Source organism: Polaribacter irgensii 23-P (assembly GCF_000153225.1).
GTDB lineage: Bacteria > Bacteroidota > Bacteroidia > Flavobacteriales > Flavobacteriaceae > Polaribacter > Polaribacter irgensii.
Genome location: NZ_CH724148.1, coordinates 178,152 through 202,263, shown reverse-complemented (window position 1 = coordinate 202,263; position 24,112 = coordinate 178,152). Strand labels below are relative to the sequence as shown.

Below are 24,112 nucleotides of genomic sequence, written 5' to 3'. Positions count from 1 at the left end.
TATGGAGAGAGTTTGCTTTGATCCGATCCTACCAGCAAATCCCAAGATTTTTATTTTAGGAACAATGCCAGGGAAGCAATCTTTGAGGAAACAACAATATTATGCGAATAATAGAAACTCTTTTTGGAAAATTATGTACGCGTTAACAGAAGAGGTTTTTAGCGAAAACTATACAGAAAGAATAGATACTTTGAAGCGAAATCATATTGCAATATGGGATATCTGTCAGTTTGGAGAAAGGAAAACAAGTTTAGATTCTGATATAAAAAATGAAGAGCCCAACCCTATTAATGAAATTATTGAGATGTTTCCTTCCGTGAAACAGATCGTATTTAATGGAAAGAAAGCCGAAAAATTATACAGTAAGTATTTTAGTGAGATAGCGCACATACGGTATGACACTGTTTTGTCTACAAGCCCGGCAAATGCAAGATATTCGTTTAGAGAAAAATTAAATAATTGGAAAATAGCGATGATATGAAACTGAAAGTTTGCGGAATGAAGTATATAGACAACATCCAACAAGTGGCAGATTTACAGCCAGACTATTTGGGGTTTATTTTCTATGAAAAATCAAAGCGGAATTTTGAGGGCATTATTCCAGCGCTCCCAAAATCAATAAAAAAGACAGGTGTTTTTGTAAATGAAATGCTGGAGATTGTCATTTCAATGGTAGAGGAATACCGACTAGAGGCAATTCAGTTGCATGGAGACGAGTCTGTAGCTTATGTTTTAGAGTTAAAAGCACAGTTAAAAGAGAGGAAGGCATTGTTTATTGAAGAGAATAAGCTTCAAACAAAAAAGAAAAATAAACAGTATGTAGCCGAAGAGCGCATCGAAATTATTAAGGTCTTTGGTATTAAAGATAGCTTTGATTTTGACGTCTTGAAACCCTATTTAGAAGTTGTAGACTACTTTTTGTTTGATACAAAAGGAGCGGAAAGAGGAGGAAATGGAACAACCTTTGATTGGACTGTTTTAGAAAAATATCCTTTTAAAAAGCCCTTCTTTTTAAGTGGAGGAATCGGTATTGAAGAGCTCTCCGAGGTACAGAAAATTAAGGGTTCAGATTTACCAGTATATGCGGTAGACGTGAATAGTAAATTTGAAAGTGCTCCAGGAGTAAAGAAAGTAGAAATATTAAAAGAGTTTAAAAACAGTTTGACTTTAAGAAATTAAAGAGGAAACGTAATAATAATTATAGGATTATACAATAGAAGATATGAAATCAAAATTTCACCCAGACAAAAACGGATATTTTGGACAATTCGGAGGCGCATTTATTCCGGAATTATTACATCCAAATGTTAAAGAGTTAGCAGATAACTATGTTCAAATTATAGAATCTGAAGAGTTTCAAACAGAATACAAGTCACTGTTAAAAGAATATGTTGGCAGGCCAACACCTTTGTATTTAGCGCAGCGATTGTCAGACAAACACGGCGCGCACATTTATTTAAAGCGCGAAGATTTGTGTCACACAGGTGCGCATAAAATTAACAATACAGTTGGACAAATCCTGATTGCAAAGAAATTAGGTAAAACAAAGATTATTGCAGAAACAGGTGCAGGACAGCACGGTGTTGCTACAGCAACAGTGTGTGCTCTCATGGGACTGGAGTGTACTGTTTTTATGGGAGAGAAGGACATTGTGCGTCAAGCCCCAAATGTTACTAGAATGAAAATGTTGGGCGCTAAAGTGATACCGGCTACAAGTGGTTCTAAAACATTAAAAGATGCTACAAATGAGGCAATACGCTATTGGATTCAGCATCCAGAAACGTTTTATTTAATTGGTTCTGTGGTAGGGCCTGCACCGCATCCAGATATGGTAGCGCGTTTGCAAGCAATTATCTCTGAAGAAATGAAATGGCAGCTAAAAGAGAAGACTGGAAAGGAAAACCCGGATACAATCATTGCTTGCGTAGGTGGTGGTAGTAATGCTGCAGGTGCTTTTTATCACTATTTAGATGACGAAGATGTGGAACTAATTGCTGTGGAAGCTGCAGGTCTTGGGGTGCATTCTGGTGAAAGTGCAGCAACTTCTCAATTGGGACAAGTAGGAATTATTCACGGAAGTAAAACTATTTTAATGCAGGACAAATATGGACAAATTGTAGAGCCATATTCTATTTCTGCAGGTTTAGATTACCCCGGTGTTGGACCTTTACACGCCTTCTTATATGAAACAGGAAGAGCAAAATTCATGAGTGCGACTGACCAAGAAGCATTGGATGCTGCTTTTGAACTCACAAAAATAGAAGGGATTATTCCTGCTTTAGAAACTGCACACGCCTTAGCTGTGTTAGATAAAATAACCTTTAGAAAAGATCAAGTTGTCGTTATAAATTTATCAGGTAGAGGAGACAAAGATTTAGAAATTTATACCAAATATTTAGAAGCTTAAAGAAATATGAATCAGAATATAGCACACATCGAAAAAGAGCTGGAAGGCCTTAGAAATGAATTAAAAAATCATTCTTTATATAAAAAGTTGCACACGTTAGAAGATGTACAGACATTTATGTCGCTTCACGTTTTTGCAGTTTGGGATTTTATGTCTCTTTTAAAGGCAATACAGATTAATTTAACCTGTGTTTCAATTCCTTGGACACCTGTTAAAAACGCCGAATTGGCAAGATTTATCAACGAGATTGTCGTGGCAGAAGAAAGTGATCACGACGCACATGGAGTCATAAAAAGTCATTTTGAAATGTATTTGACAGCTATGAAAGAAGTGGGTGCAGATTCAAGTAAAATGCACGATTTATTGAAGACACTACAACCAGGCGTTTCAGTAGAAAAAGCATTGGAAAGTATTGCAATACCAACTGCCGTAAAGGAGTTTTTAAACTTTACGTTTGATCTTATCAAAATAAATCAAACGCATGTTATTGCGTCCTCTTTTACTTTTGGAAGAGAAGATGTGATTCCAGACATGTTTATTAGTATCATTGACAAAGCAACTTTAGAAAATAATAATTCTTACGATAGTTTTAATTATTACTTGAAGAGACACATTGAATTGGATGGAGACGAGCACGGTCCACTATCTTTAAAAATGGTTACGGAACTTTGTGGAGATGATGCTCAAAAATGGAAAGAAGTTTTAGAGACTGCAAAAAAAGCATTGCAATTAAGAATTAATTTGTGGAGTGCTATTGAGCAAGAAATAACAGCACAACTAAAGGTAGCGATATGAATTCGATTCAAGAATTATTTCAGAAGAAAGACAAAAGTTTGTTGTCTATTTATTTTACTTGTGGGTATCCTGAGTTAGGGGATACTACAAAAGTGATTGCAGGATTAGAAGAAAGTGGTGTAGACTTCATTGAAGTGGGCTTGCCATACTCAGATCCTCTAGCAGACGGACCAACCATACAGGAGAGCAGTCAGAAAGCATTGGAAAATGGAATTAATTTAGACATTATATTCGAGCAATTAAAAACAATTAAAGGAACGAACAAAACACCTTTGGTTGCAATGGGCTATCTAAATCAGTTGCTAAAATATGGAGAAGATAAATTCTGTGAGGCTTGTGTAGCTTGTGGAATTGATACCGTAATTCTTCCTGATTTACCAATGGTGGAATATGAAAATCACTATCAACAGCTGTTTGAAAAGTATGGGATTACAAACGTGTTTTTAATCACTCCACACACATCTGAAGAGCGTATTCGCAAGATAGACACGTATTCAAAGGCGTTTATCTATGTCGTGGCTTCCGCTTCTATTACTGGAGCAAAGGGAGAAATTTCAAACAGTCAAATTGAGTACTTTGAAAGAATAAAGAAAATGGACTTACAAAGTAAATTAGTGATTGGATTTGGTATTTCAGACAAAGCAACGTTTGATACCGCTTGTGAGTATTCAAATGGCGCTATTGTAGGTTCCGCTTTTATAAAGCATATCGGAACGAACGGAGTTTCAAAAATAGCTGAGTTTATAAAACCAATAATTAGTTAAAGAATTATTAATTTTTTAGAGAGAACGCTTGATTTAACATTAAACAGTTTTAGAAAGTCTAGTTTGGTCATTTAAAACTCAAAAAATGACTAGAAAAAGATTATTAACTTTTGCAGTGTTACTCAATGCTACTTTTATTATCGCTCAAAATACTTTGATAAGAATGCCATCTATAAGCCCAGACGCTTCTCAGATGGCATTTAGTTATCACGGAGATATATGGGTTTTAAATTTTGCAACAGATCAAACAAAGAGGCTGACAATTCATCAAGGGTATGAGAGCGACCCTATATGGAACTCTAAAAGCAATCAGTTAGCATTTACCTCTAACAGAAGAGGAAGTGTCAATATTTTTAAGACCGATTTAAATGGAGGAATTCCTGACCAGCTAACGTATCATCCTAGCGGAGATATGCCATCTCATTGGAATGCTAATGGAAGTATTATTTTTTCTAGCAATAGAATCTTTAAGGGGACAGAACGGGAGTCTTCAATTTATGCCATTGATGAAAACGGTGAAACTCCAAATCGATTTATGACCGCATTGGGAAGTCAAGCTTCCATTTCGCCAAATGGAAATTTCGTTGCTTTTGTGAAGGGAACATGCAGAGTTTCTAGAGAAGATTACAACGGTCCCGCACAAAGAGACGTTTGGATTTACAATTTGAAGTCAAAAGAGTATCATCAAATTACAACGAGCAAAAAAAATGATCATACACCACTTTGGGATGCAGATAACAACCTGTATTATGTAGGATCAGAAAGTGGTAGATACAATATTTACAAAACATCTTTAAATAGCAATGGAACAGAAAATGGTTCTAATAGTCAATTAACAAATCTAAAAGTTAATGGTGTTATCTCTTTTTCAGTAAGTGCTAATGGAACAATCGTTTACAATAGTGGTGCAGATGTTTTTAAGATTCAAAATAATATTTTTGAAAAATTAAACTTAAAGTTAACAACAGATAATAGATTTGAGTTAGAAAAAGCCAATACAGTTTCTGGTGATATTGGAAATTTAAGTGTTTCTCCAAACGGAAAACTAATCGCATTAAGTATCAATGGAGAAATTTTTGTAAAAGAAAATAATAAGGATAAAACGAAAACGAATAATGTGAGTAATCATCCTTTTAGAGATGACAATCCATTTTGGATTGATGACAGTACATTGGGTTTCTTATCAGATAGATCTGGGCAAAATGAATTTTTTAAAGTAGAATCTACCGATAAAAACGTAAACTTAAGTAGAAGTTTAAAAACAGCAGTTACACAATTAACAAAAAGTAAAACAGATGTTTTCGAGCCGTTATTATCTCCAAATAGAATGAAAATTTCTTACAGAATTGGTCGAGGAGAATTAGTGATTGCCGATATAAAAGACAGTAAAATAGTTGCCCCTAAAAGTTATTCAAATTCATGGGCATCGGCAAATGATGTTTCTTGGAGTCCGGACAGCAAATACATTGCATATTCTCAGCAAGATTTAGATTTCGACAGTGAAATTTATATTCAATCTGTCGAAAATTCCTCAAATAAAATCAATATTTCTATGCATCCAAGATCGGATGCATCTCCGGTTTGGAGTCCTGACGGAAAAAAGCTTTCATTTGTATCCAACAGAGCAGGGGATAGAGGAGGCATCAATTACGATGCGTGGATGGTTTGGTTGCAGAAAGCGGATTGGGAGAAAACGAAGGCAGATTTTAAAGAGGGTGCCTATTATCAGCCGAAAGAAGAGGATTCTGAAGATGGAAAGGAAAAGAAAAATTCAGCTAAAAAAGTAGTGGTAAAGATAGATGCCGATAAAATTTATGATCGATTAGTGCAATTAACAAGTTGGGCAGGTAATGAGGGCGGAACACTCTTTAGTGCAGATAGTAAAAGTGTCTATATTTCGGCAACAAACCCTGCAACAGCTAAAAATGGGTATTATAAAGTTAAAATAACTGGAGGAACACCAAAACCAGTTAAAGGAGTTTCATATGTTGGTAGTTCTACTTTAAATAAAGGAAATTTATACTTTTCATCGAAAGGAAAATTAAAATCTTTAAACCTAAAATCAGATAAAGTTTCTTCATTTACGCATTCGGCAACGTACATAACGAATTTAAAGAAACAAAACGAGCAAGTTTTTGAAGAGGGAGTTAGAGCAATAACTGCTGGCTTTTATGATCCAAAATACCATGGTTATAATTGGGACGCGATTGTAAAAAGATACAGACCCTGGGTTTTAGCAGCAACCACAAAACAGGACTATTCATTTATGTTTAACATGATGTTGGGGCAATTAAATGCAAGTCATATGGGATACAGAGGAAGTACTCCAGAAGCTACCTTCAGTGATGAAGTTGGTTTGTTAGGGTTGGATGTTTCGAATGTAAATACTGGCGTAAAGGTGAATTTCGTTTTACCGAATTCAGCAGCAACGAAAACAAATGTTTCATTAAAAGTGGGCGACGTGATTACCGCTGTAAATGGAAAATTAATTGAAAAGAACACCAATTTTTATAGTCTTTTAAAGCAGACTTCTGGAAACGAAATTTTATTGACTTTAGCAAGTTCTAAAGAAGTAGTTGTGAGAACACAAACTTCTAGGACCATTAGAAATTTACGATATGAAGAATGGGTGAATTCTCGTAAGAAGTTGGTCGAAGAATACTCTGAAGGAAAATTAGGCTATATTCATATTCAAGGAATGAATTTACCAAGTTTTGAGCGTTTTGAGCGGGAATTAAAAGCGAGTGGCTATGGCAAAGAAGGTATTGTTATCGATGTTCGAAATAATGGAGGTGGTTGGACTACAGATAGGCTGCTGGCAGTTTTAACTTATCAACAACACGCCTATACGGTTCCAAGAGGTGCAACGAACAATCTTCAGAAAAATAATGTGAAGTACAAAGGAAATTATCCGTTTAATGAGAGAGCAATTTTATCTGTTAATACAAAACCTTTAGTAGCTATTGCGAACGAAAGTAGTTATTCAAATGCAGAAATTTTTGCGCATGCCTTTAAGAGTTTAAAATTAGGGAAGTTAGTTGGACAGCCTACATTTGGAGCCGTAATTTCTACTGGTGGATATCGATTGCAAGATGGTCTTATAAGAATGCCTTTTAGAGCTTGGTACGTGAAGGAATCGGGAATGAACATGGAACACGGTCCTGCAGTGCCAGATTTTTTAGTAGCCAACAAACCAGGGTGGAAAGCGAGAGGTGAAGATGCACAACTTAAAAAAGCTGTGGAAGTATTATTACAGGATGCTAAATAAGATACCTTAGAATCAAAAAAAGGCAAAACTTGTTAAGTTTTGCCTTTTTTTTAAGAGTATAGCAATTTAATTGACGCGGATTAACTTGATATCAAAAACCAATGCAGCTCCTCCGGGAATTGTACTATTACCATTGATTCCATAACCTAAATTATAGGGTACAATTAGAATTCCTTCCCCACCTTCTTTAAAAAGAGGGATGCCTTCTGTCCAGCCACGAATCACTCGATTTAATCCAAAAGAAATTCCGCTAGCGTCACTTGAATCAAAAGTTTTACCGTTTAAAAAATAGCCCTTGTACGCAACGGTCACATTGGAAGTATTTGTGGGTCTTGTCCCGCTACCTTCATTATTTATCACATAATACAATCCAGAATTTGTTCTGTTTGCATTGAGATCATTGTCTTCTATATATTGGATAATATCTTCGTCAGTTTGTATTTCAAATTTCGAGTCATTTGAGCAAGAAATGAAGAGAAGTAGGGAAGCTAAAAGATAGAGATAAGATTTCATTTGGTGTTTTTTAAGTTTTTTGCAAAGATACTTGGATTATTTTAATAAACTTTTTCTCCATTTAAAAATGTAGAGACAACTCTTGTTTTCGGTAATTTATCATCTGAAATTTTTAGGATATCTTGATTAAGAATCACAAAATCAGCAAACTTACCAATTTCAATGGATCCTTTTTCATCTTCTTCAAAATTTGAAAACGCTGCCCAGATAGTCATCCCTTTTAGCGTTTCTTCTCGTGTAAGCACATTTTCCATTTGAAATCCTTTTTCTGGATAGTTGTTTAAATCTTTTCTAACAGTAGCAGCATAAAATGTTAAAAATGGATTTACTTGTTCTACAGGAAAATCTGTTCCCAAGGCAATTTTACCGTATTTATTTAACAGATCTTTAAAAGCATACGCACCTTTCATTCGTTTTGCTCCAATTCTTTCTCCTGCCCAATACATGTCTGAAGTGGCATGTGTTGGTTGCACCGATGGTAAAATATTGTCAAAATAATTAAAGTCTTCTTCAGAAATTATTTGAGCATGCTCAATTCGCCAACGTCTATTTTTAGCATTTTTTAAAACCTCTTTATATGTTTTTAGCATCCATGTATTTGCAGAATCTCCAATGGCATGCGTATTCATTTGATAGTCTGATGCGGCAATCTGCTTTGCAATTTCACGGTACCTTTCTGGGGAATAGATTAGGGCTCCAAAATGATTTTCTCTGTCAGTATAAGAGCTTCGCATTGCAGCGCCTCTAGAACCAAGGGCACCATCGCCGTATATTTTAAAGGAGCGCACATTTAAGTGGTTTGTTTTGATTTTTCCCTTACGGATATAGTATTCTATTTGTGCTTGCTTGTCTCCTGAAACCATCGCATATATCCGCATTTTTAGAACTCCAGTTTGTTGTAAGCTATCAATTAATTCAATGGTGTTTCTATCCAATCCAGCGTCATCAACGGTGGTTAGACCATAAGAAAATGAAATTTTTTGCGCATCTAATAAACCCTGTATTGCTTCTTTTTGCGATGGATCGGGGAGTTTAATGAAATCCATTGCAGCATCAATTAGAACACCTGTCATTTTACCATCTGCGAGGATAATTTCTCCACCAGGAACGACAGTGTTTGCGGAAATTCCTGCGAAGTCGAGTGCAGCCTGATTGACTAGTAAGGCATGTCCGTCAACTCTACTAATGGCAACCGGTATTGTAGGAAATAAAGCATCTAATTTATCTTTAGTCGGAAATTCTTGGACGGCCCAATCATTTTGATCCCAACCCCTGCCTGTGATAAAGGAGGTGTTTTTTTCTTTTTGAAAAGCAACGATTCTTTGCAACACTTCGTCATAACTTGTGGTGCCTTCTAAGGAGACCTTTTGTTGTTGTAAGCCCATTCTATAAAAATGGCAGTGGGCATCTATTAATCCAGGAACTATCGTTTGCTTTTTTGCATCTATAATTTCTGTAGCTTGGTATTTACCTGTAATTTCTTCATTTGCCCCAATGGCAATAAAGATTCCGTCTTTTACGGCAAAAGCAGCAGTTTGTTCAAAGTTTTTATTTACGGTATAGGTGTTTGAATTGATGACAATCAAATCAACTTTTTCTTTGCTGCAGGATAAAATGGCAAGTGTCGTACCTAATATAAAAAGTGTTTTTCTCATTTGTGGTTTTTTAGATTTACGAGTTGATGTAGATGACATATGTGGCATACATTAATAAGAATTGTAGAGGTATCCTGATGATCGCCATTTTTTTTGATCCGATTGCAGGCTTCACTTTAGTAACATCCCAGATATGGATGGGTAAAAAAATAAGTAATAATATAAAAATTCCAACGGCAGCATTTCTAGAAGTTGAATTAAAAAACAAGCCAATTCCAAATAGAAGTTCTACGCCTCCAAAAATATAATTAACAGCTAATTTTGGGAGAAAATTAGGAATAAAATGTTTGAAAAACTGTGGTTTTATAAAGTGCATGATGCCTGCAAAACAAAAAATAATGCCAAAGAGAGTTCTTAAAATAAGTGCGGTCATGTCCATCGAATTTATAATTTTATTAGAAATGTATGCAACAAAGACATTGAAATTTAATAAACGACTGTCTTATCTGCAGTTTTTCTCGTGCTAAATTAGGGTATTTATAAATCAAATTTATAAGTAATTCCTCCTGAGATTTGAAAACCCTGGGTGTCAAAATTTGCAAAACGCTGGTATTTAGTATTCAATAAATTATTCAGCTTTAAAAAAGCAGAAAATTGATTACTGATATGATATCCGGTATACATATTTAAATCGATAAAGGAGTTCAATCTTGCAATTGCAGGTGGGAATGAATTTGAAGGTGAATTATAAAGAGCATCCCTGCGCTCACTGACATAGAAAGCAGTTATATTGGTGTCCCATTTTTGAGTTGTATAATTCGCTAAAAAAGTACCTTTCACGCTTGGTAAGTTCCAATTTTCCAGCGCATTTGTCGTTGCGTAATGGTCATATTTAATTTGTACTGACAAACGAAGAGGCTGCGTATATTGATACTCAATTTCTGCGAATATAGAGGAGGTTTTAATGTCGTCATAATAAATAGCAAATGAATTGCCGTACTCATATCCTTTTAAGTTATCATTAACAGCACTTGCAGTCCCATCTGATTTTGATTTATTTCTTAAAAATAAGGGTTTATCCTCTTCTTGTTTTATACTTACCTTAAAATTGTAACTCAATTCTCTTGAAATACTTCCGTTAAAGGCAAGGTATAGGTTGGAAGTTTCTGCGGTTTGAGTAATGAAGAGTGTTGGAGATACAAAAGGGTTCTCTTCAGAAAATTGCTGGTATGTATTGGTCTGTAAGTTTCCTGTAAAGCCAATTTTTCCACGAATGTATTTTTTATAAAGATCTGTTTGCAGCAGCACTTCTGGAAACATGAAAAAATTAGTCAATTTATTTTCGGAATCTACAGATAAAAAAGTTTGTAGACCTGCTTTTATAGAAATATCGTGATAGTCAGTTTCGTATTGCGGATGTATATGCAATGTATTTTGTTGATAATTGACTGCTTTAGCAGTCTGATAGTTGTTTTCAAAAGAGCCTTTTAGAAATTCTAATCCGCCGTTTATGGAAATTTCATCCGTGGTATTTCTAAAAAAAGGTATTGGAAAACTTGAATCGATATTAAAATGAAGAAGTACTTCTGAACTCTTATAAGTATCGGTGAGATAGCGGACAGAAACATTCCCTGTTTTGACATAAGAGTCATAAAAATTAAAATTCCCTGTGAGGGCTAGATACTGATAATTTTGCGCTTCCTCAATACCGTTTACAACTGTCTCTGTAAAATTGCGATCTTGCGGTAAGCCATACCAATTATAGTGTTTACTCTGGAGATCTGCTTGTATTTTCCAATCAAAAAAGCCTTCTTTTTGCGTATAATAACTGCGGGCACTAAAGTCTGAAAAAGTACTATTTAGTATCGTTTTGGAGATGTTTTTATTGGCGGCATTATAGGTTGCGTGCAGTCCAAATACATTGGAAAATCTAGTGTTCTTAGAAATATAAAGTTCAGCATAAGGGCTTTTGTAGTTTCCATAGCCAGTTGCCAAATAGTTGGTATACACCTTTTCTTTAATTCCAATTTCAAGGGCTTTTAAAGCTCCTGTTTGAGGTATAAAAGTGGATGCAACAGGTGCAGAGAAAATAGCATATTTTAGTTTTACTTTGTTGTTTTTTTCAAGTAAGGTATTTGTAGGGTTTTTTTCAATCTTTTTAACAGTGGCAATTTTGGGGTTGTATTTTGTAAGTATATTCACAACCTCTACGACTGCAAGGGTGTCTCTTTTCTTTTCTTGAGCATTGGTAGAAAAAAGAAGCATTAAAATAATGGAATTACAGATATGGCTTTTCATCAGTTCTTTTTTTCTTGGATTGTCGAGGCATTTATTTTCTCCTCTTTTTTTCTTATTGCTGAAAGTGCGCTGCGCGCATCGATGACGAGATCGTTAAACTCGCTAAAGTTTTGTATGACATTTTCTAAAACAAATGTTGCTTGATAAATATCCTTTAAACCGTAATAATTTTCACCCATAATTAGATAGCTTTTTACAGCCCAATAGGTGTAATTTGAATAATTTGCAATTAATTCTTGAATAATAGCATTTGATTGCTCGTATTCTTTTTCCATATTTTTAAAGTATGCATTGTAGTATAATGCTTCTGATTTTAAGCTACCAGTGGTTGATTTTTGTAGTTGACTGTAATATTCTTTCGCCGTAATAAAGTCTTTATTTTTAATAGAAGCCCGGGCAATAATTATTTTTGCATCGTTCAGTAGTGCAGCATCTGTCTTTTCTTTTTGTAATATTTTTTGAGCATAGACGATTGCTAAATCGTATGTTTCCATCTCATAGTATCCTTTCATTAAATTACTTTGTGCGAATAGAATATTCTCGAGTACATATCCTTCTTGCTCTAATCTTTCTAAAAGTGGAAGTGCTTTTGAAATCTCTTGTTGCTGCAGATAAATTTGAGATAATTTATTGAGAGATGCTTCGGCATATTCGGTTTGTTTTTCTTTCAATACATACGCATAATTTGGACGCGCTTTTTCGAATTTATTCATTTTAAAAAAAATGTCTGCTAAGCAATATGTGGCCTTTATTCGGTGAGCGCCCTTTGGGAATTCTTCAAGGTACTTTTCAAATCTTTTACTCGTTTTTTCGGAGAGTTCACCCGTATTATATTTTCTTTCAGCAATCGAAAAAGTGGTGTCGTCTAATTCTGAACTGCTTATCTTGATGAACTTTAAAGTAGTTACCCAGACAACATATGCATCTAATGTGTCTTCATTTATATATACGTTTTTAGCATTTGATACAGCTTCAAAAGCTTCTGGGGAACCTGGAAATTTAGCGGTCACCTCTTTGTATTTTAAGAGGGCTTCTTTATTGGCATCGGCATTAAAATACAATAAGCCTTGGCGTACTAAAGTTCTAGAAGTAAAGATGCTTTTTGGATGATTTTTCAAGAGTAGGTTATAATAAAAATGAGCATTTCCCTCTTCTTTTAATTTTGAATAGGTGTTGCCAAGTTCATATAAGGCGTCATCTTTTAAGTTAGAATTAGAGCCTGCATTAATCACTTTTTTTAGTGCAGTGATTTTAGCTTTTTGATTTGTTGTAAAGCCATAACTCATGCCAATTTGATAGGAGGCATAGGCTGCGTCAAGACCATACTTATCGACTACTTTGGTATAAGAAGCGATAGCTTCTTTATACTTCCCAAGTGCAAAGTTACTATCTCCCAGACGAAGAAATGCATCGAATTTTAAAGCATCGGAAATCGTTTTGATCTCTAAAAATGCAGTAAAATAATTTCCTGCATTTTGATATTCTTCTAGCTTAAAATAGCTGTATCCAATTGCATAAGAAAGATCTGCAAAATCTGCTATTTCTTTAGATTTTTTAGCAGTGCTTAGCGATAGGAACCCATCCAATGCTTCTTGATATTTTTGCATTCTATACAAGGTTTCAGCTTCCCAATATCCTGATCTTTCTTTGATTTTTTTGGTTGTAGATTTTTTACCTACAATAAAATAAGGAAGTGCATCTTGGTAACTGTGGTCATTAAATAATTGAATCCCTCTGTATAAAGAGATTTCTATTTCAAAGCTATTGTTCTCTTTCGATTTCTTCTCGGATAAAAATTGGAGTGCACCTTTATAGTTTTGTTGATGTATAAACGATGAAACTACCAATTGATTTATTTCTTGATACGCTTTTGATTTTGGATATGTTTTTAAATACGTTTGTAGCACGTCAGAAACCAATTCGAAAGGGTTTCCCTGCTCATAGCTTAATTTTGCATAATTTAGAGCTGCATCTTCCTGAATGTTTTTGTTAAAATTCATTTTGGAAGCTGATTTAAAGGCATTTAGAGCTGCTGCGTTTTGATTTAAATTGAGATAGCACTCGCCTAAATGATAATATGCGTTTTGGGAAACAGGATTTTTTTCGCCAATAATTTTATTGAAGTTATCTAGTGCATTTTTAAAATCTTTTTGCTTGTAATATGCATATCCTAACTGATAAAAATCAGTGTTATTCCAATTTTTGGCAGTTCCTTTGTATATTTTTAAATAGGGAATAGCTTTGCTGTATTCTTTTAAGTTAAAGTAACTTTCACCGATAATTTTAGAAACTTCAGATTTTAACTTTTCATTTACGTTGGTGAGCAATTTTGATCCAACAGCGATGCAGCGCTCGAACTTACCGGTTTTAAAACTAATATCTAACAGGTAATAAGAGATTTCTGCATGGTAAGAGTTCGTTTCGGTACTTTCTTTGAAAATGGCAGAAGCAGCTTCATAATCCCCTAATTTGTAAAAAATAAAACCATAATAATAGCGAGCATCATCTCCATATTTGATGTCATCAATTAAAGGTGCAAGGTTTTTTTTAGCAAGCTTTAAATTATTAGCATTCAAATAGCTGTAGCCCATTTTAAAGTTCACTTCTTTTTGACGCTCAGAAGAAAGTTCGGTGCGATTTAATTTAAGATACCACTTAAGTGCGCGAGCAGTTTTTTTGTTTGCAAAATAATAATTTGCAATATTCAAAAAAGCTTCATTTATTTTACGATTATTGGGGTATTCCGCAATAAAAGAAAGTACTTTTTTATCTGCATCTGGCTGTTTTAATTGTATAGCACACATGGCATCATAGTAGGAAGCTTCTGCCTGTAATTGCGCACCTATAGACGCGTTGTTTTTTGTTCTATGAAACGATTCTTGAGCCGCTGCATAGGCCTTAGTGTTGTACAGTTGAAGACCTTGGGTAAAGGATGTGATGGTATTCGATTTTGCAATTGACTGCTGCGCATGGTTATGCATACAAAGGATGAAGACACACAAAAAAAGTAATATATTTTTCAAAAAGTAAGGGTTCATGGGTTTTTTTCTTCTTTTTAATAGAGAACGAATAAGTTTATGATTTGTTGGACAGCGTTGCACTTTAACACGAAAGCTTTGTCAAAAGTAAGAATTGTAGCGAATTCGTAGTGAAAAATGGTTGGAAACTTTTAGATTTGTATAAAATGTTAAAAATATGAGTAATCTTGTTTTGCAATTAGAGAATGCAGAGATCTATCAAAGAGATAATCTTGTGCTTTCCGGAGTAAATTTAACATTGAAAAAAGGAGATTTTTGCTATCTAATAGGAAAGACAGGGAGCGGAAAGAGTAGCCTTATGAAGACTTTATATGGTGATCTGCAATTAAAAAATGGAACTGGTAGTATTGTTGGTTTTGATTTAACAAAGCTCAAAGAAAAGGAAATTCCATTTTTAAGAAGAAAAATTGGTATTGTTTTTCAGGACTTTAAATTGTTAAGTGATCGCAATGTTTTTGACAATTTAAAATTTGTGTTAAAAGCTACAGGCTGGAAAGACAATGAGCTCATGAAAGACAAGATTCACGAGGTTTTAGATAAAGTTGGCCTAAAAGCGCAATATTATAAGAAAACTTTTGAGCTTTCTGGTGGGGAACAGCAGCGCGTGGCAATTGCAAGAGCACTGCTTAATGATCCAGAATTGATTCTAGCAGATGAGCCTACAGGAAATTTAGATCCAAAAACGTCCTTGGAAGTGATGGCGTTGCTAAATCATATCCATAAAAGTGGCAAAACTATTTTAATGGCAACGCATGATTATCAATTAATTGTCAAGTTTAAGCAAAAAACTTTAAAGTGTGAAGGCGGTGCATTATTTGAAGTTGCGCAGCAAGCTAGTGTTTAAAAATAATAGTGATAATTTTTTTGGCATTTTTTTCAGGGCTAAATTTTAGTAGCTCTTCGCGGCGTTTTTCGGAGTTTTCATTAGTGAAATTCAAAGTAATCAATTTGGAAGTTTTTTCGAGAATTTCTTTCTTTGTATTTGCAAGCTCACATAATTTTTCTAGACCCGTATCTTGAATCATTTTCGAATTTATAATAATATGTCTGCCTTGAAATAAGGAGTTTAATAGCTTTAATTTAATTCCTGTTTTCTGAAAAGTTTTTTTTTAACATCACAACATAAATAGTCGTGCGCTTAATAGTGCATGATAAATTTATTTTAATACTATAAAATGAGCTCGCAATTTTGTTTGGTAAAACCTTTTGCAGATCGTTTATTTCATATTAGTATTTCTCGTTAGAAGTGCAGTAAATCATTGTATTAGAATAATTTATTGAATAAATTTAGCTATTTTGAGCCGTAATTAAAACTCGTTCTTTCTTTCTATCTTAGAGCGATCAAATACTGGCAGATAGGTAGTATTTTACAAAAACAATCCAATGAAAAAAATAGTGCTTCTTCTTGTAATTTTTATTCTCAATTTTAAAAGTAATGCTCAAATAAATCCTGATACTATTCAAATTGTCAGAGATGCATATGGGGTTCCGCATATTTATGCACCAACAGATGCTGCACTTGCTTATGGTTTTGCATGGGCACAAGCAGAAGATCATTTTAAATTGTTACAGGAATCCTATTTGGCAGGGAATGGACTTTTGGGAAAACGCATTGGAAAAAAAGGAGCTGGAGCAGATTTTTTGACGCAATTTATTCAATCAAAGGCGACAGTAAATGAAAATTTTCACACACTAGGTAGTGAGTTTAAAGCAGTATTGCAAGGTTTTACGGATGGATTGAATGCATTTTCAAAAAAACATCCAAAAGAAATACTCGAAAAAGAATTATTTCCATTAACACCTCAAAAGTTGTTGCGCTACACGCAATTGCAGCTCTTTATTTCAAATGGGGCAGACAAGCTGGTAAAGGGCATTGTAAATGATGAGATGTCATGGCCATATGACATAACGCAGGATACTAAAGGATCAAATTTACTAGCCATCAGCCGCAGTAGAACCCAATCGGATGAAACTTTTTTAGCCATCAATACGCACCAGCCTTTAGAAGGCCCTACCTCTTGGTATGAGGCACATTTGGTGAGTGAAGAAGGAACAAATATTATTGGAGCTACCTTTCCAGGTTCTCCTTGTCTGCTTACTGGAGCGAATGAGTTTTTAGGATGGACACATACTGTTAATTATCCCGATAAAGCAGATGTATTTGCATTAGAAATGCATCCGGAGAAGAAAGATGTGTATTTGGTAGATGGTGCGGAATACAAATTAGAAAAGCTAAAAGCAAAACTGAATCTAAAGTTTTTAGGGCTGAACATTCCGATAAAGAAAAAGTTTTACAAAAGTATGTATGGGCCTACTTTAAAAAATAAAACAGGGGTGTATTCGGTGCGAACCCCAAGCACTACAAATATTAATGCGATTGAGCAGTGGTGGCATATGAATAAGGCAAAAAGTTTTACCGAATTTTACACAGCATTAAAAATGAAGGCATTGCCAGGATATAATATTGGGTATGCCGATAGAAACGATACTATTTTTTATATTTCTAATGGTAAAATTCCAATTCGAGCGAAAGGATATGATTGGACAGATGTGGTTCCAGGAAATACGCGCAAGACACTTTGGGATTCGTATTATGATATTCAAGATTTACCACAAGTAATCAGTCCGAAGTCAGGTTTTGTATACAATGCAAACCACAGCCCTTTTAAATCTTCAGGTGCTGCGGACAATCCAAAAGCAGAAAATTTTGCAAGAGCAATGCAGTACGAAACGTACGACAATAACAGATCTACAAGACTTTTGCAGCTTTTAGAAGCCCAAGAGCACATCGACTATAAACGTTTCAAACGCATTAAATATGACCATCAACTACCTACGCCATTGCAGTATAATTATATGGATTTAAATGCACTCTTTGAAATGGAAATTGACAACTATCCAGCGGTAGATGTGTTGCTTTCTGATATTAAAAATTGGGACCGAATTACAGATCCTGTATCTTATGGCGCTGGTGCATACGCAGTGCTCTATTATCAGTTGATGCCGCATTATCTAAAATTAGATGCGAATCATATTTTCTCGAAAGCCATACTTTATGAAGCGCTGAAAGATACAAAAGGTTATTTGAAGAAGTATTTTAATAGTGAGCGCATTCAATTAGGAGCTTTTCAAAAATTGGTACGTGGAGATAAATCCATTCCTATTTTTGGTTTGCCAGACGTTGTAACTGCAATGAGAGGTGTGCCTGATAAGAATGGACGCATAAAAATTACACATGGTGAGTCTTATATTGGATTGGTGCGATTTACGCCTACCAAGACATATTATGAATCTGTGATCTCTTTTGGAAATAGTCGAAGACCTGAAAGTTCACATTACACAGATCAAATGGAATTATACGCTAAGTTTAAAACAAAAACCATGTCTTTCGAGCGCACTGAGGTATTGAAAACAGCCACTAAAATATATGCGCCTAAATAGCTTAGCGTGCAGTAGGATTGTAGTCTTATAAGTTTCCGTTCTCAGTAGTTCGCTGAAAATACCTTTGATTATGTAGCAAATGACGGTTTCGTGAGATGAGTTAGAAAACTTTTTTATTTTCGCATTGGTTGATATATCTGAGAGTAACTCAATTTCATCTTTTTTTTATAGCTTTTTAAAGGGATACGGGCAGCGGTCTTGCTAAATGTTTTAAAAGGGGATTGTAGCTGTTTTATTTGCTTTCTTTGAAATGAAGCGTTTGTCGTTCTGAGTTCATTCAGAATTTAGCGATGTATCAACAAAATAATTTATCAAATATGTTTCTGAAAAATAAGGGTATTTTAGGCTTTTATTAGAGAGCACATAGTTATTTTTAATCGCTTCCTTTAAGGATGTCGTTTTGGCTTCTGAGTATAAAAAAACATTGTATAATAATTTAATATAATCTTCATAACTATATCTTACATAATTGAAATCAAAGAGTGCCAGGTATTTTTTCTGTTGATTTTTATCATTTGTAAATTTATAGTAATAGACACACATCAAATAGAATAAGTTTAAATGATGTTTCTGATAATAAAATAATTCATTTTCATTCAAATCTATAGTTTTGATAAGATAGCGCATTAGCACAATGTTCTTTGTTGTAATTGCGGTAATCAAAAGCTCGAACGAATAGTCTAATAATAATGATTTTTTCCCTGAATGTATTTGGTAATATTTATTTAAAATTGCGTTTAAATCATCATACTTATTTGCCACTATTTTTATCGAGAATAACCTACTGCAAAGAATTGGATGTAGGGTTTTACTATAGGCTAAGTTTTCAAAAGGGTCTGTTATTTTTTTATTATTTAAAAAACTTCTAAACGTTAATATAGCTTTGGTGAATACCTGAAGTTCCTTGCTTTTTGTGTTTTTATGAATAATTTTGGTCCAATTTTTATAATAGCCATTTAGAGTTGAGTAATCAACAAATGTTAAATATACACAACGTAAAAAGTTCGTATTATGCAATAATTCGTTATCTTTCAAAGGTTGGTTTCTTAATAGTAAACCAATCGAGTTTCCTAGATATAGGATTTCTGAGTAAGAAAAGGAGTTGTATTCTAACTCTTCTAGCTCAAATACTTTATTTAAAATAGCGAACTGTTTGTTGTAAAGTAGCTCTCTTGAAAGGATGATTAAAAAGCCCACAAAATCTTCAGTACTTTTCTTTGTTTTTTGAACAAGTTTAATTATTTCAACCGGGTTCGCATCGTAAACAGCCCTGTAAATAACAACCGACATATTTTGTTGTTCTTTTTGGAGATGCGTTTGCGTAAAATGAATATAATTCTTGTACCCAATAAATTTGGCCAAAATATTTAGTGTGTTTCTGTTAGGTTTGACATTTGGAGCCAAACCAAACAAACGTCTTATGGTATTGTAGCTAATTTCAATATCTAGCGTCTCTAATATTGCATTCGCAAGCAATTCACAGTCGCCTCGATCTAGAACTTGTTGCCCTATTTTTTTTTCAATCCCTTGTTTTAATAAAGCAAACATTTATGTATCATTTATGTATCAAATATAGTGAATTATTTATATATTTTTACGCTTCTATATGACAAGAATGCGTATTGATACATATCGCGCAAGTATATGATCTATAGCCCTAAATAAGCGATTACTTTTGATTAGAAAATAAATTAATAAATATTTAATAGCCTTTAATAAATTGCGGCACAGGCTATTAATTTTATGCGGTTGTGCGCTTTAAAAATGAAGAAAAGGTATTTAGTATTTAAAGGAAGCACTTATCATCCAAGTGGAGGAATGAAAGATTTTTTTATTGACTGTGATTGTATCGATGAATGTTTACTAGCATTCAAAAAGTATATTCTAAAAGACTATAACAAGGAATATTCTATGTACAATGAAAAAGAGTATTTAGAGGTAGAGTTGGGATATGCATGGATGCATATATATGATTCAAAAGATGAAAAAATTGTTTAGAAAAAGGAAATCATGATTTTTATTGCTTACAAAACAGATTAAGCGGTATAAAATATTTCACCAACAAGAGGTAATAGTTGTCAACGAGTAAGTTTAAACATGAGCTATAGAATATGAATACACTTCATGCTATTTAGCCGTATAACAATCTTGATTTAGCATGTATTTATAGTAGATAAAGTATTGGGAAAAAGAAATTAACGATCAATAAAATTGATGAGAAGTTCTATGAAAAGGGAGAGGAAGGGATGAGAAATTATCCCTTTTTTATGTTTTAAAAATATTAAATCAAATGCGTACTCTTCTTCTTTTAAGTAATTCACAATCCCCTCGATTGCTTGTTGCCTTAATTTTTTTAATCTATTTATGTATCAGTTATGTATCAGTTATGTATCAAACAGAGGGTTTGTTTTTTATATACTTGTGAGACATAATAGTGAAAGAAAAATTTAATATGAAAAATTTAATTACAATAGTTTTAGGATTAAGTATAATGTTCGGGTGCAGTAATTATGATTCAGAAGTTGACAGTATCAATAATTCCGATGGAAGCACTCCTGGTCCTAGTGGAAACGTCTTTCCGGCTGTAAATACGATCGGTGTTTCTGGTCAGTGGGAATTTATCGAAAATAAAGTATCAGGAAAAATAAAACAAAAACGACAAACTTATAAAAGAGGGATTCATTTAATTCGGAGTACTTATAACGATTCATTGGATGTTGGGGTTTTACCAGAAGCAGTATTGCCTTTAACTGGGCAGTTGTCGGAAAATGAAACAATTACTGCTGTTATTGGTAATTTCGGTTATCTGCCAATCTTTAATGAGTTTTTAGTGTCTTACAAGATAGCATATGAAGATGAGGCGTTTGGTGAAGAAATTTTTGAAACTTATACAATTTCAGACTCGTTGGCATCTGTAGATTTTACATATTTTGATTTTGCTACTACAGCAAATTTGTCTCAGCCTGGAGCCTATACAATCGAAATGAGTACACATTTGGACACTGATATGGATTCTGAAAATAATATATACACTAGGATTGTACAATCATTAACATTTTCAGATGTATGTAATATTCATTCTTTAATTTTTGAGGAGAGTAATTCTGCATTCAAACTGTATACACTTGATGATAATGGAACCTGTAATTATGTTGTTTTTGGAAATTATACATTAGACCAGGAAAATAATATTATAACATTATTTGTTAATGAATCAGGAGGTTCAGTAACTAAAATTGGTCAAATATACGACGCTGCGTTAGATGATAACGGAGGATTTACAGGAGCAATATCTGTAGAAGGCTTGTGTGTTCAGTTATTGGATGGTTTTGAAGAAGAATCCTATGCTTCAAACCTTACATATATCCCAGATGATAATTTAGAACAATGGCTGGTAGATGAGGGGTTTGATAATCAAATGGATGACTATATGCTCACTAGTAATGCTCAAAATATGGCGGGAATAGCAATAATGGCTGATGATGCATGTTATGATGAAAGTGGAGCTATCATTTGTGCATGGGAAGATTTTATGGATTATGATAGTAGATTTTCAAATAGACTAACTAATCTTGCAGCAATTGAGGCATTTCCAAGTTTACAAATCTTAAATTTAACGGGAAATGATTTAGATAGCATCAATATTACTAAAAATAGTCAACTGAAGTATTTGTATTTAAATTTTAATAGCTTTTATACGATTGATACTAGCGGAAATCCCAATCTAGAGGAGATTTCTTTAGATAATAATAAAACCATACCAAAAGTAGATTTTTCTCAGAACTCATCAATGAAAATTCTAGCAATGCCTAATATAGCATTGGGTAAAATGTCAGGTTACATAGGGCCTGGAGGTTACTTTGATCTATCAAATTTAACGCAACTTGAGGCCTTAATGCTTGGTAACAATAACCTCACTTCTGTTGATGTTTCGAATAATAACAATCTCTGGAAACTGCAATTAGGAGGAAATAATATTGCAGAAATTGATGTAAGTCATTTAGTTTCATTAACAGAATTTAGTATACACCAAAGTCCGATAACTTCATTGGATTTGTCTTCAAGTACTCAATTATATAAGTTGAACATTAATGATTGTGACCTACAAGGAACATTAGATCTTTCCATGATGGAGAATCTTATGGAGTTTAGTGCAGGGAATAATCCTAATTTAACTTGTATTAAAGTAAATCAGACTCAATTAGATAATATAAATAATGGAGCTACAAATTTTGAATGGAATTATGATTCTAGTGTTACAATTTCTTTGGACTGTGATTAGCCTTGAAAATCTTGATAATATTCAAAATACTTCTAAAAGTTCAACTTATACTATTTGGTAACTATCTAGTAATGATTTACTTAAGGCTGTTTTAAGGTTTACCTTACAAATAGACAAGGACTTACCGGAAAATAAAAAGGGACAATCTCAAAAAAAAATGGTTTTGTCCCGTTTAGTGGATAGGCAGAGAACCGCACCTATCTAATTACTTTAAAATATTGTTTGGCTAAATTACTACTTTATTTGTTTTATTTAATTGGTTTAAAGGTGTTTTGGAATTAGTTTATAATTCAGTTAAGTTTGAAGTAATACGAACAGATGGGGAAAAGGTGGGGAAAGATTTTTATATTTGATTGTTCAAATGTTAGACTATGCCAACTGCAAGATTTTTAATTAAGGGAAACAAGAACCCTAGTTCTATTTATATCCGTTTTAGACACGTAAACAATTTGATTTTACTAAATCAACTTCTTTATTAATAGACCCTAGTTACTGGAGTACTTCGAAAGGAGATGTTAAACAGATTGCAAAGAATAGTGAAAAACTAAATTTACAAAAGAAATTAAATGATTTAAAGAGTTGCGTTTTAAATGAATTTAATGATGTCTATTCAGATGGTGGCATAATAAATACAGACTGGTTAAATACTTCAATAAGAACCTTTTTAAATCAAAATACAAATGTAGATTTTAGATACTTTACGGATTACGCCTATTATTTTTATGATAACCTTGGGAATAAGGTTTTAAAAAGTGGTAAAACTGGAGTTACAAAGGCAACCATTAAAAAGTATCAAACTATAATTAATAAAATATTAGCATTTGAAAAGTATAGAAAAAAACGTTTATTACTTCAAGATATAAATTTAAAATTTCACAAAGATTTTATTTACTTCTTACATAATGTCCAAAAGTTAAATTACAATACTACTGGTAAATACCTGACTTTTATAAAAACGATTTGTATTGATGCTAAAAAGTATGGTTTAAAGATTAACACCGAGGTTGAGGATGACAGGTTTAGAGCAACAAAAGAAAAAGTTAGTTTTATAACACTTTCAGAGATAGAAATTAATAATATATACAATACGACCTTTACATATAAACCCTACCTAGAAAACGCCAAAAATTGGCTAATTATTGGAGTTCGGACAGGTGCAAGAGTTAGCGACCTATTAAACTTTACAAAAGACAATATTAAAAATGGTTTCATTGAATATTCGGCACAAAAAACAAATCAAAAAATAGTTTTACCATTACATCAGCAAGTAAGAGAAATACTAGAAACCAATAAAGGCGAATTTCCTCGTAAAATATCTAGTCAAAAGTTTAATGATTATATTAAAAAAGTTTGTGAAAATGTAGGTATGAATGAAGAGGTTAATGGATCCAAAAGTATCAAACTAAAAAAAGGAGTTTGGCGAAAAGTAAAAGACGATTATAAAAAACATGAATTAGTTTCTAGTCATATTATGAGACGTTCGTTCTCTACCAATCATTATGGTAAACTACCAACACCGTTAATAATGGCAGTTACTGGCCATACAACCGAAAAGATGTTTTTAAATTATATTGGAAAAACAGCTAACGATAATGCCGAAACTTTAAATAAATTTTGGCAGCTCCAAGAAAGTAAGAAAGAACAAAAACCTATTTTAGAAGTAATTAAAAATGGAACTGTTTAAAACGTAAAATGAATAATTTTATCGAAA

The 24,112-nt window shown here is 33.4% G+C and carries 17 protein-coding genes and 1 pseudogene; 11 read left to right on the top strand and 7 right to left on the bottom strand.

Going from position 1 to position 24,112, the window contains the following annotated elements; all coding sequences use genetic code 11:
• Position 1: 1 nt before the first annotated feature.
• The 6 genes from PI23P_RS00900 to PI23P_RS00875 all read left to right on the top strand — a co-directional run bounded on the left by PI23P_RS00900 (position 2) and on the right by PI23P_RS00875 (position 7,234).
• Complete coding sequence (locus tag PI23P_RS00900) at positions 2–481, top strand: DNA-deoxyinosine glycosylase (protein WP_004568809.1); 480 nt, start codon at positions 2–4, stop codon at positions 479–481.
• Positions 478–1,179, top strand: coding sequence for a phosphoribosylanthranilate isomerase (locus tag PI23P_RS00895; protein ID WP_004568808.1), 702 nt, complete (start codon positions 478–480; stop codon positions 1,177–1,179). Before PI23P_RS00900 ends, PI23P_RS00895 begins: the two co-directional genes overlap by 4 nt.
• Before the next feature lie 43 nt (positions 1,180–1,222).
• A complete protein-coding gene (gene trpB, locus PI23P_RS00890; RefSeq protein WP_004568807.1) occupies positions 1,223–2,407 on the top strand; it encodes a tryptophan synthase subunit beta in 1,185 nt (394 codons plus the stop codon).
• 6 nt (positions 2,408–2,413) lie between these two features.
• Complete coding sequence (locus PI23P_RS00885; protein ID WP_004568806.1) at positions 2,414–3,202, top strand: DUF3050 domain-containing protein; 789 nt, start codon at positions 2,414–2,416, stop codon at positions 3,200–3,202.
• Positions 3,199–3,966, top strand: a complete 768-nt coding sequence (gene trpA / locus PI23P_RS00880) for a tryptophan synthase subunit alpha (protein WP_004568805.1) — start codon at positions 3,199–3,201, stop codon at positions 3,964–3,966. Before PI23P_RS00885 ends, trpA begins: the two co-directional genes overlap by 4 nt.
• Before the next feature lie 85 nt (positions 3,967–4,051).
• Complete coding sequence (locus PI23P_RS00875) at positions 4,052–7,234, top strand: S41 family peptidase (RefSeq protein WP_004568804.1); 3,183 nt, start codon at positions 4,052–4,054, stop codon at positions 7,232–7,234.
• Between the two features lie 66 nt (positions 7,235–7,300).
• On the opposite strand, the gene PI23P_RS00870 is transcribed toward PI23P_RS00875, so the two are convergent.
• The 5 genes from PI23P_RS00870 to PI23P_RS00850 form a co-directional block, all read right to left on the bottom strand.
• Complete coding sequence (locus tag PI23P_RS00870) at positions 7,301–7,747, bottom strand: FKBP-type peptidyl-prolyl cis-trans isomerase (protein WP_004568803.1); 447 nt, start codon at positions 7,745–7,747, stop codon at positions 7,301–7,303.
• Positions 7,748–7,788: 41 nt separating this feature from the next.
• A complete protein-coding gene (locus tag PI23P_RS00865) occupies positions 7,789–9,402 on the bottom strand; it encodes an amidohydrolase (RefSeq protein WP_026288479.1) in 1,614 nt (537 codons plus the stop codon).
• Positions 9,403–9,418: 16 nt separating this feature from the next.
• Entirely contained in the window at positions 9,419–9,775 is a 357-nt protein-coding gene (locus PI23P_RS00860) for a DoxX family protein (RefSeq protein ID WP_437438057.1), read from the bottom strand.
• 104 nt (positions 9,776–9,879) lie between these two features.
• Positions 9,880–11,640 carry a TonB-dependent receptor gene (locus PI23P_RS00855; protein WP_238299957.1) on the bottom strand — a complete coding sequence of 587 codons (1,761 nt, stop codon included), beginning with the start codon at positions 11,638–11,640 and terminating at the stop codon, positions 9,880–9,882.
• Entirely contained in the window at positions 11,640–14,621 is a 2,982-nt protein-coding gene (locus tag PI23P_RS00850; RefSeq protein ID WP_004568799.1) for a tetratricopeptide repeat protein, read from the bottom strand. The genes PI23P_RS00855 and PI23P_RS00850 overlap by 1 nt, the downstream gene beginning before the upstream one ends.
• Before the next feature lie 214 nt (positions 14,622–14,835).
• Here PI23P_RS00850 and PI23P_RS00845 point away from each other — a divergent pair.
• Positions 14,836–15,354 (top strand): annotated as a pseudogene (locus PI23P_RS00845) (cell division ATP-binding protein FtsE); the annotation flags it as partial.
• Between the two features lie 157 nt (positions 15,355–15,511).
• Here the strand turns inward: PI23P_RS00845 and PI23P_RS00840 are convergent.
• Positions 15,512–15,703 (bottom strand): hypothetical protein, encoded by a 192-nt coding sequence (locus tag PI23P_RS00840; RefSeq protein WP_004568797.1) that lies wholly within the window; start codon positions 15,701–15,703, stop codon positions 15,512–15,514.
• A 358-nt stretch (positions 15,704–16,061) separates the two neighbouring features.
• Between PI23P_RS00840 and PI23P_RS00835 the strand changes: the two genes are divergently transcribed.
• The gene (locus PI23P_RS00835; RefSeq protein WP_004568796.1) at positions 16,062–18,119 is read left to right on the top strand and encodes an acylase; all 2,058 of its coding nucleotides are present in this window, start codon (positions 16,062–16,064) and stop codon (positions 18,117–18,119) included.
• Between the two features lie 273 nt (positions 18,120–18,392).
• Here PI23P_RS00835 and PI23P_RS00830 read toward each other — a convergent pair whose 3' ends face one another.
• Positions 18,393–19,667 (bottom strand): hypothetical protein, encoded by a 1,275-nt coding sequence (locus PI23P_RS00830; protein WP_004568795.1) that lies wholly within the window; start codon positions 19,665–19,667, stop codon positions 18,393–18,395.
• A gap of 216 nt (positions 19,668–19,883) precedes the next feature.
• Here PI23P_RS00830 and PI23P_RS00825 point away from each other — a divergent pair, with 216 nt between their 5' ends.
• From PI23P_RS00825 to PI23P_RS12870, 3 genes are all read left to right on the top strand, one after another.
• Complete coding sequence (locus tag PI23P_RS00825; RefSeq protein ID WP_004568794.1) at positions 19,884–20,117, top strand: hypothetical protein; 234 nt, start codon at positions 19,884–19,886, stop codon at positions 20,115–20,117.
• Between the two features lie 454 nt (positions 20,118–20,571).
• Entirely contained in the window at positions 20,572–22,401 is a 1,830-nt protein-coding gene (locus tag PI23P_RS00820; protein ID WP_004568793.1) for a leucine-rich repeat domain-containing protein, read from the top strand.
• A 478-nt stretch (positions 22,402–22,879) separates the two neighbouring features.
• Positions 22,880–24,085: a tyrosine-type recombinase/integrase gene (locus PI23P_RS12870; protein ID WP_367888920.1), complete on the top strand. Its 1,206-nt coding sequence runs from the start codon at positions 22,880–22,882 to the stop codon at positions 24,083–24,085.
• Positions 24,086–24,112 lie beyond the last annotated feature (27 nt).

Bases quoted from the DNA above. Each gene is read 5' to 3' on its own strand.
- PI23P_RS00895 (WP_004568808.1), top strand. From the start codon at position 478: ATGAAACTGAAAGTTTGCGGAATGAAGTATATAGACAACATCCAACAA.
- PI23P_RS00830 (WP_004568795.1), bottom strand. From the start codon at position 19,667: ATGTTTGCTTTATTAAAACAAGGGATTGAAAAAAAAATAGGGCAACAA.
- PI23P_RS00840 (WP_004568797.1), bottom strand. From the start codon at position 15,703: ATGATTCAAGATACGGGTCTAGAAAAATTATGTGAGCTTGCAAATACA.
- PI23P_RS00875 (WP_004568804.1), top strand. From the start codon at position 4,052: ATGACTAGAAAAAGATTATTAACTTTTGCAGTGTTACTCAATGCTACT.
- PI23P_RS00870 (WP_004568803.1), bottom strand. From the start codon at position 7,747: ATGAAATCTTATCTCTATCTTTTAGCTTCCCTACTTCTCTTCATTTCT.
- PI23P_RS00820 (WP_004568793.1), top strand. From the start codon at position 20,572: ATGAAAAATTTAATTACAATAGTTTTAGGATTAAGTATAATGTTCGGG.
- trpB (WP_004568807.1), top strand. From the start codon at position 1,223: ATGAAATCAAAATTTCACCCAGACAAAAACGGATATTTTGGACAATTC.
- PI23P_RS00850 (WP_004568799.1), bottom strand. From the start codon at position 14,621: ATGCATAACCATGCGCAGCAGTCAATTGCAAAATCGAATACCATCACA.
- PI23P_RS00860 (WP_437438057.1), bottom strand. From the start codon at position 9,775: ATGACCGCACTTATTTTAAGAACTCTCTTTGGCATTATTTTTTGTTTT.
- PI23P_RS00855 (WP_238299957.1), bottom strand. From the start codon at position 11,640: ATGAAAAGCCATATCTGTAATTCCATTATTTTAATGCTTCTTTTTTCT.
- PI23P_RS00900 (WP_004568809.1), top strand. From the start codon at position 2: ATGGAGAGAGTTTGCTTTGATCCGATCCTACCAGCAAATCCCAAGATT.
- PI23P_RS00835 (WP_004568796.1), top strand. From the start codon at position 16,062: ATGAAAAAAATAGTGCTTCTTCTTGTAATTTTTATTCTCAATTTTAAA.
- PI23P_RS00825 (WP_004568794.1), top strand. From the start codon at position 19,884: ATGAAGAAAAGGTATTTAGTATTTAAAGGAAGCACTTATCATCCAAGT.
- PI23P_RS00885 (WP_004568806.1), top strand. From the start codon at position 2,414: ATGAATCAGAATATAGCACACATCGAAAAAGAGCTGGAAGGCCTTAGA.
- trpA (WP_004568805.1), top strand. From the start codon at position 3,199: ATGAATTCGATTCAAGAATTATTTCAGAAGAAAGACAAAAGTTTGTTG.
- PI23P_RS00865 (WP_026288479.1), bottom strand. From the start codon at position 9,402: ATGAGAAAAACACTTTTTATATTAGGTACGACACTTGCCATTTTATCC.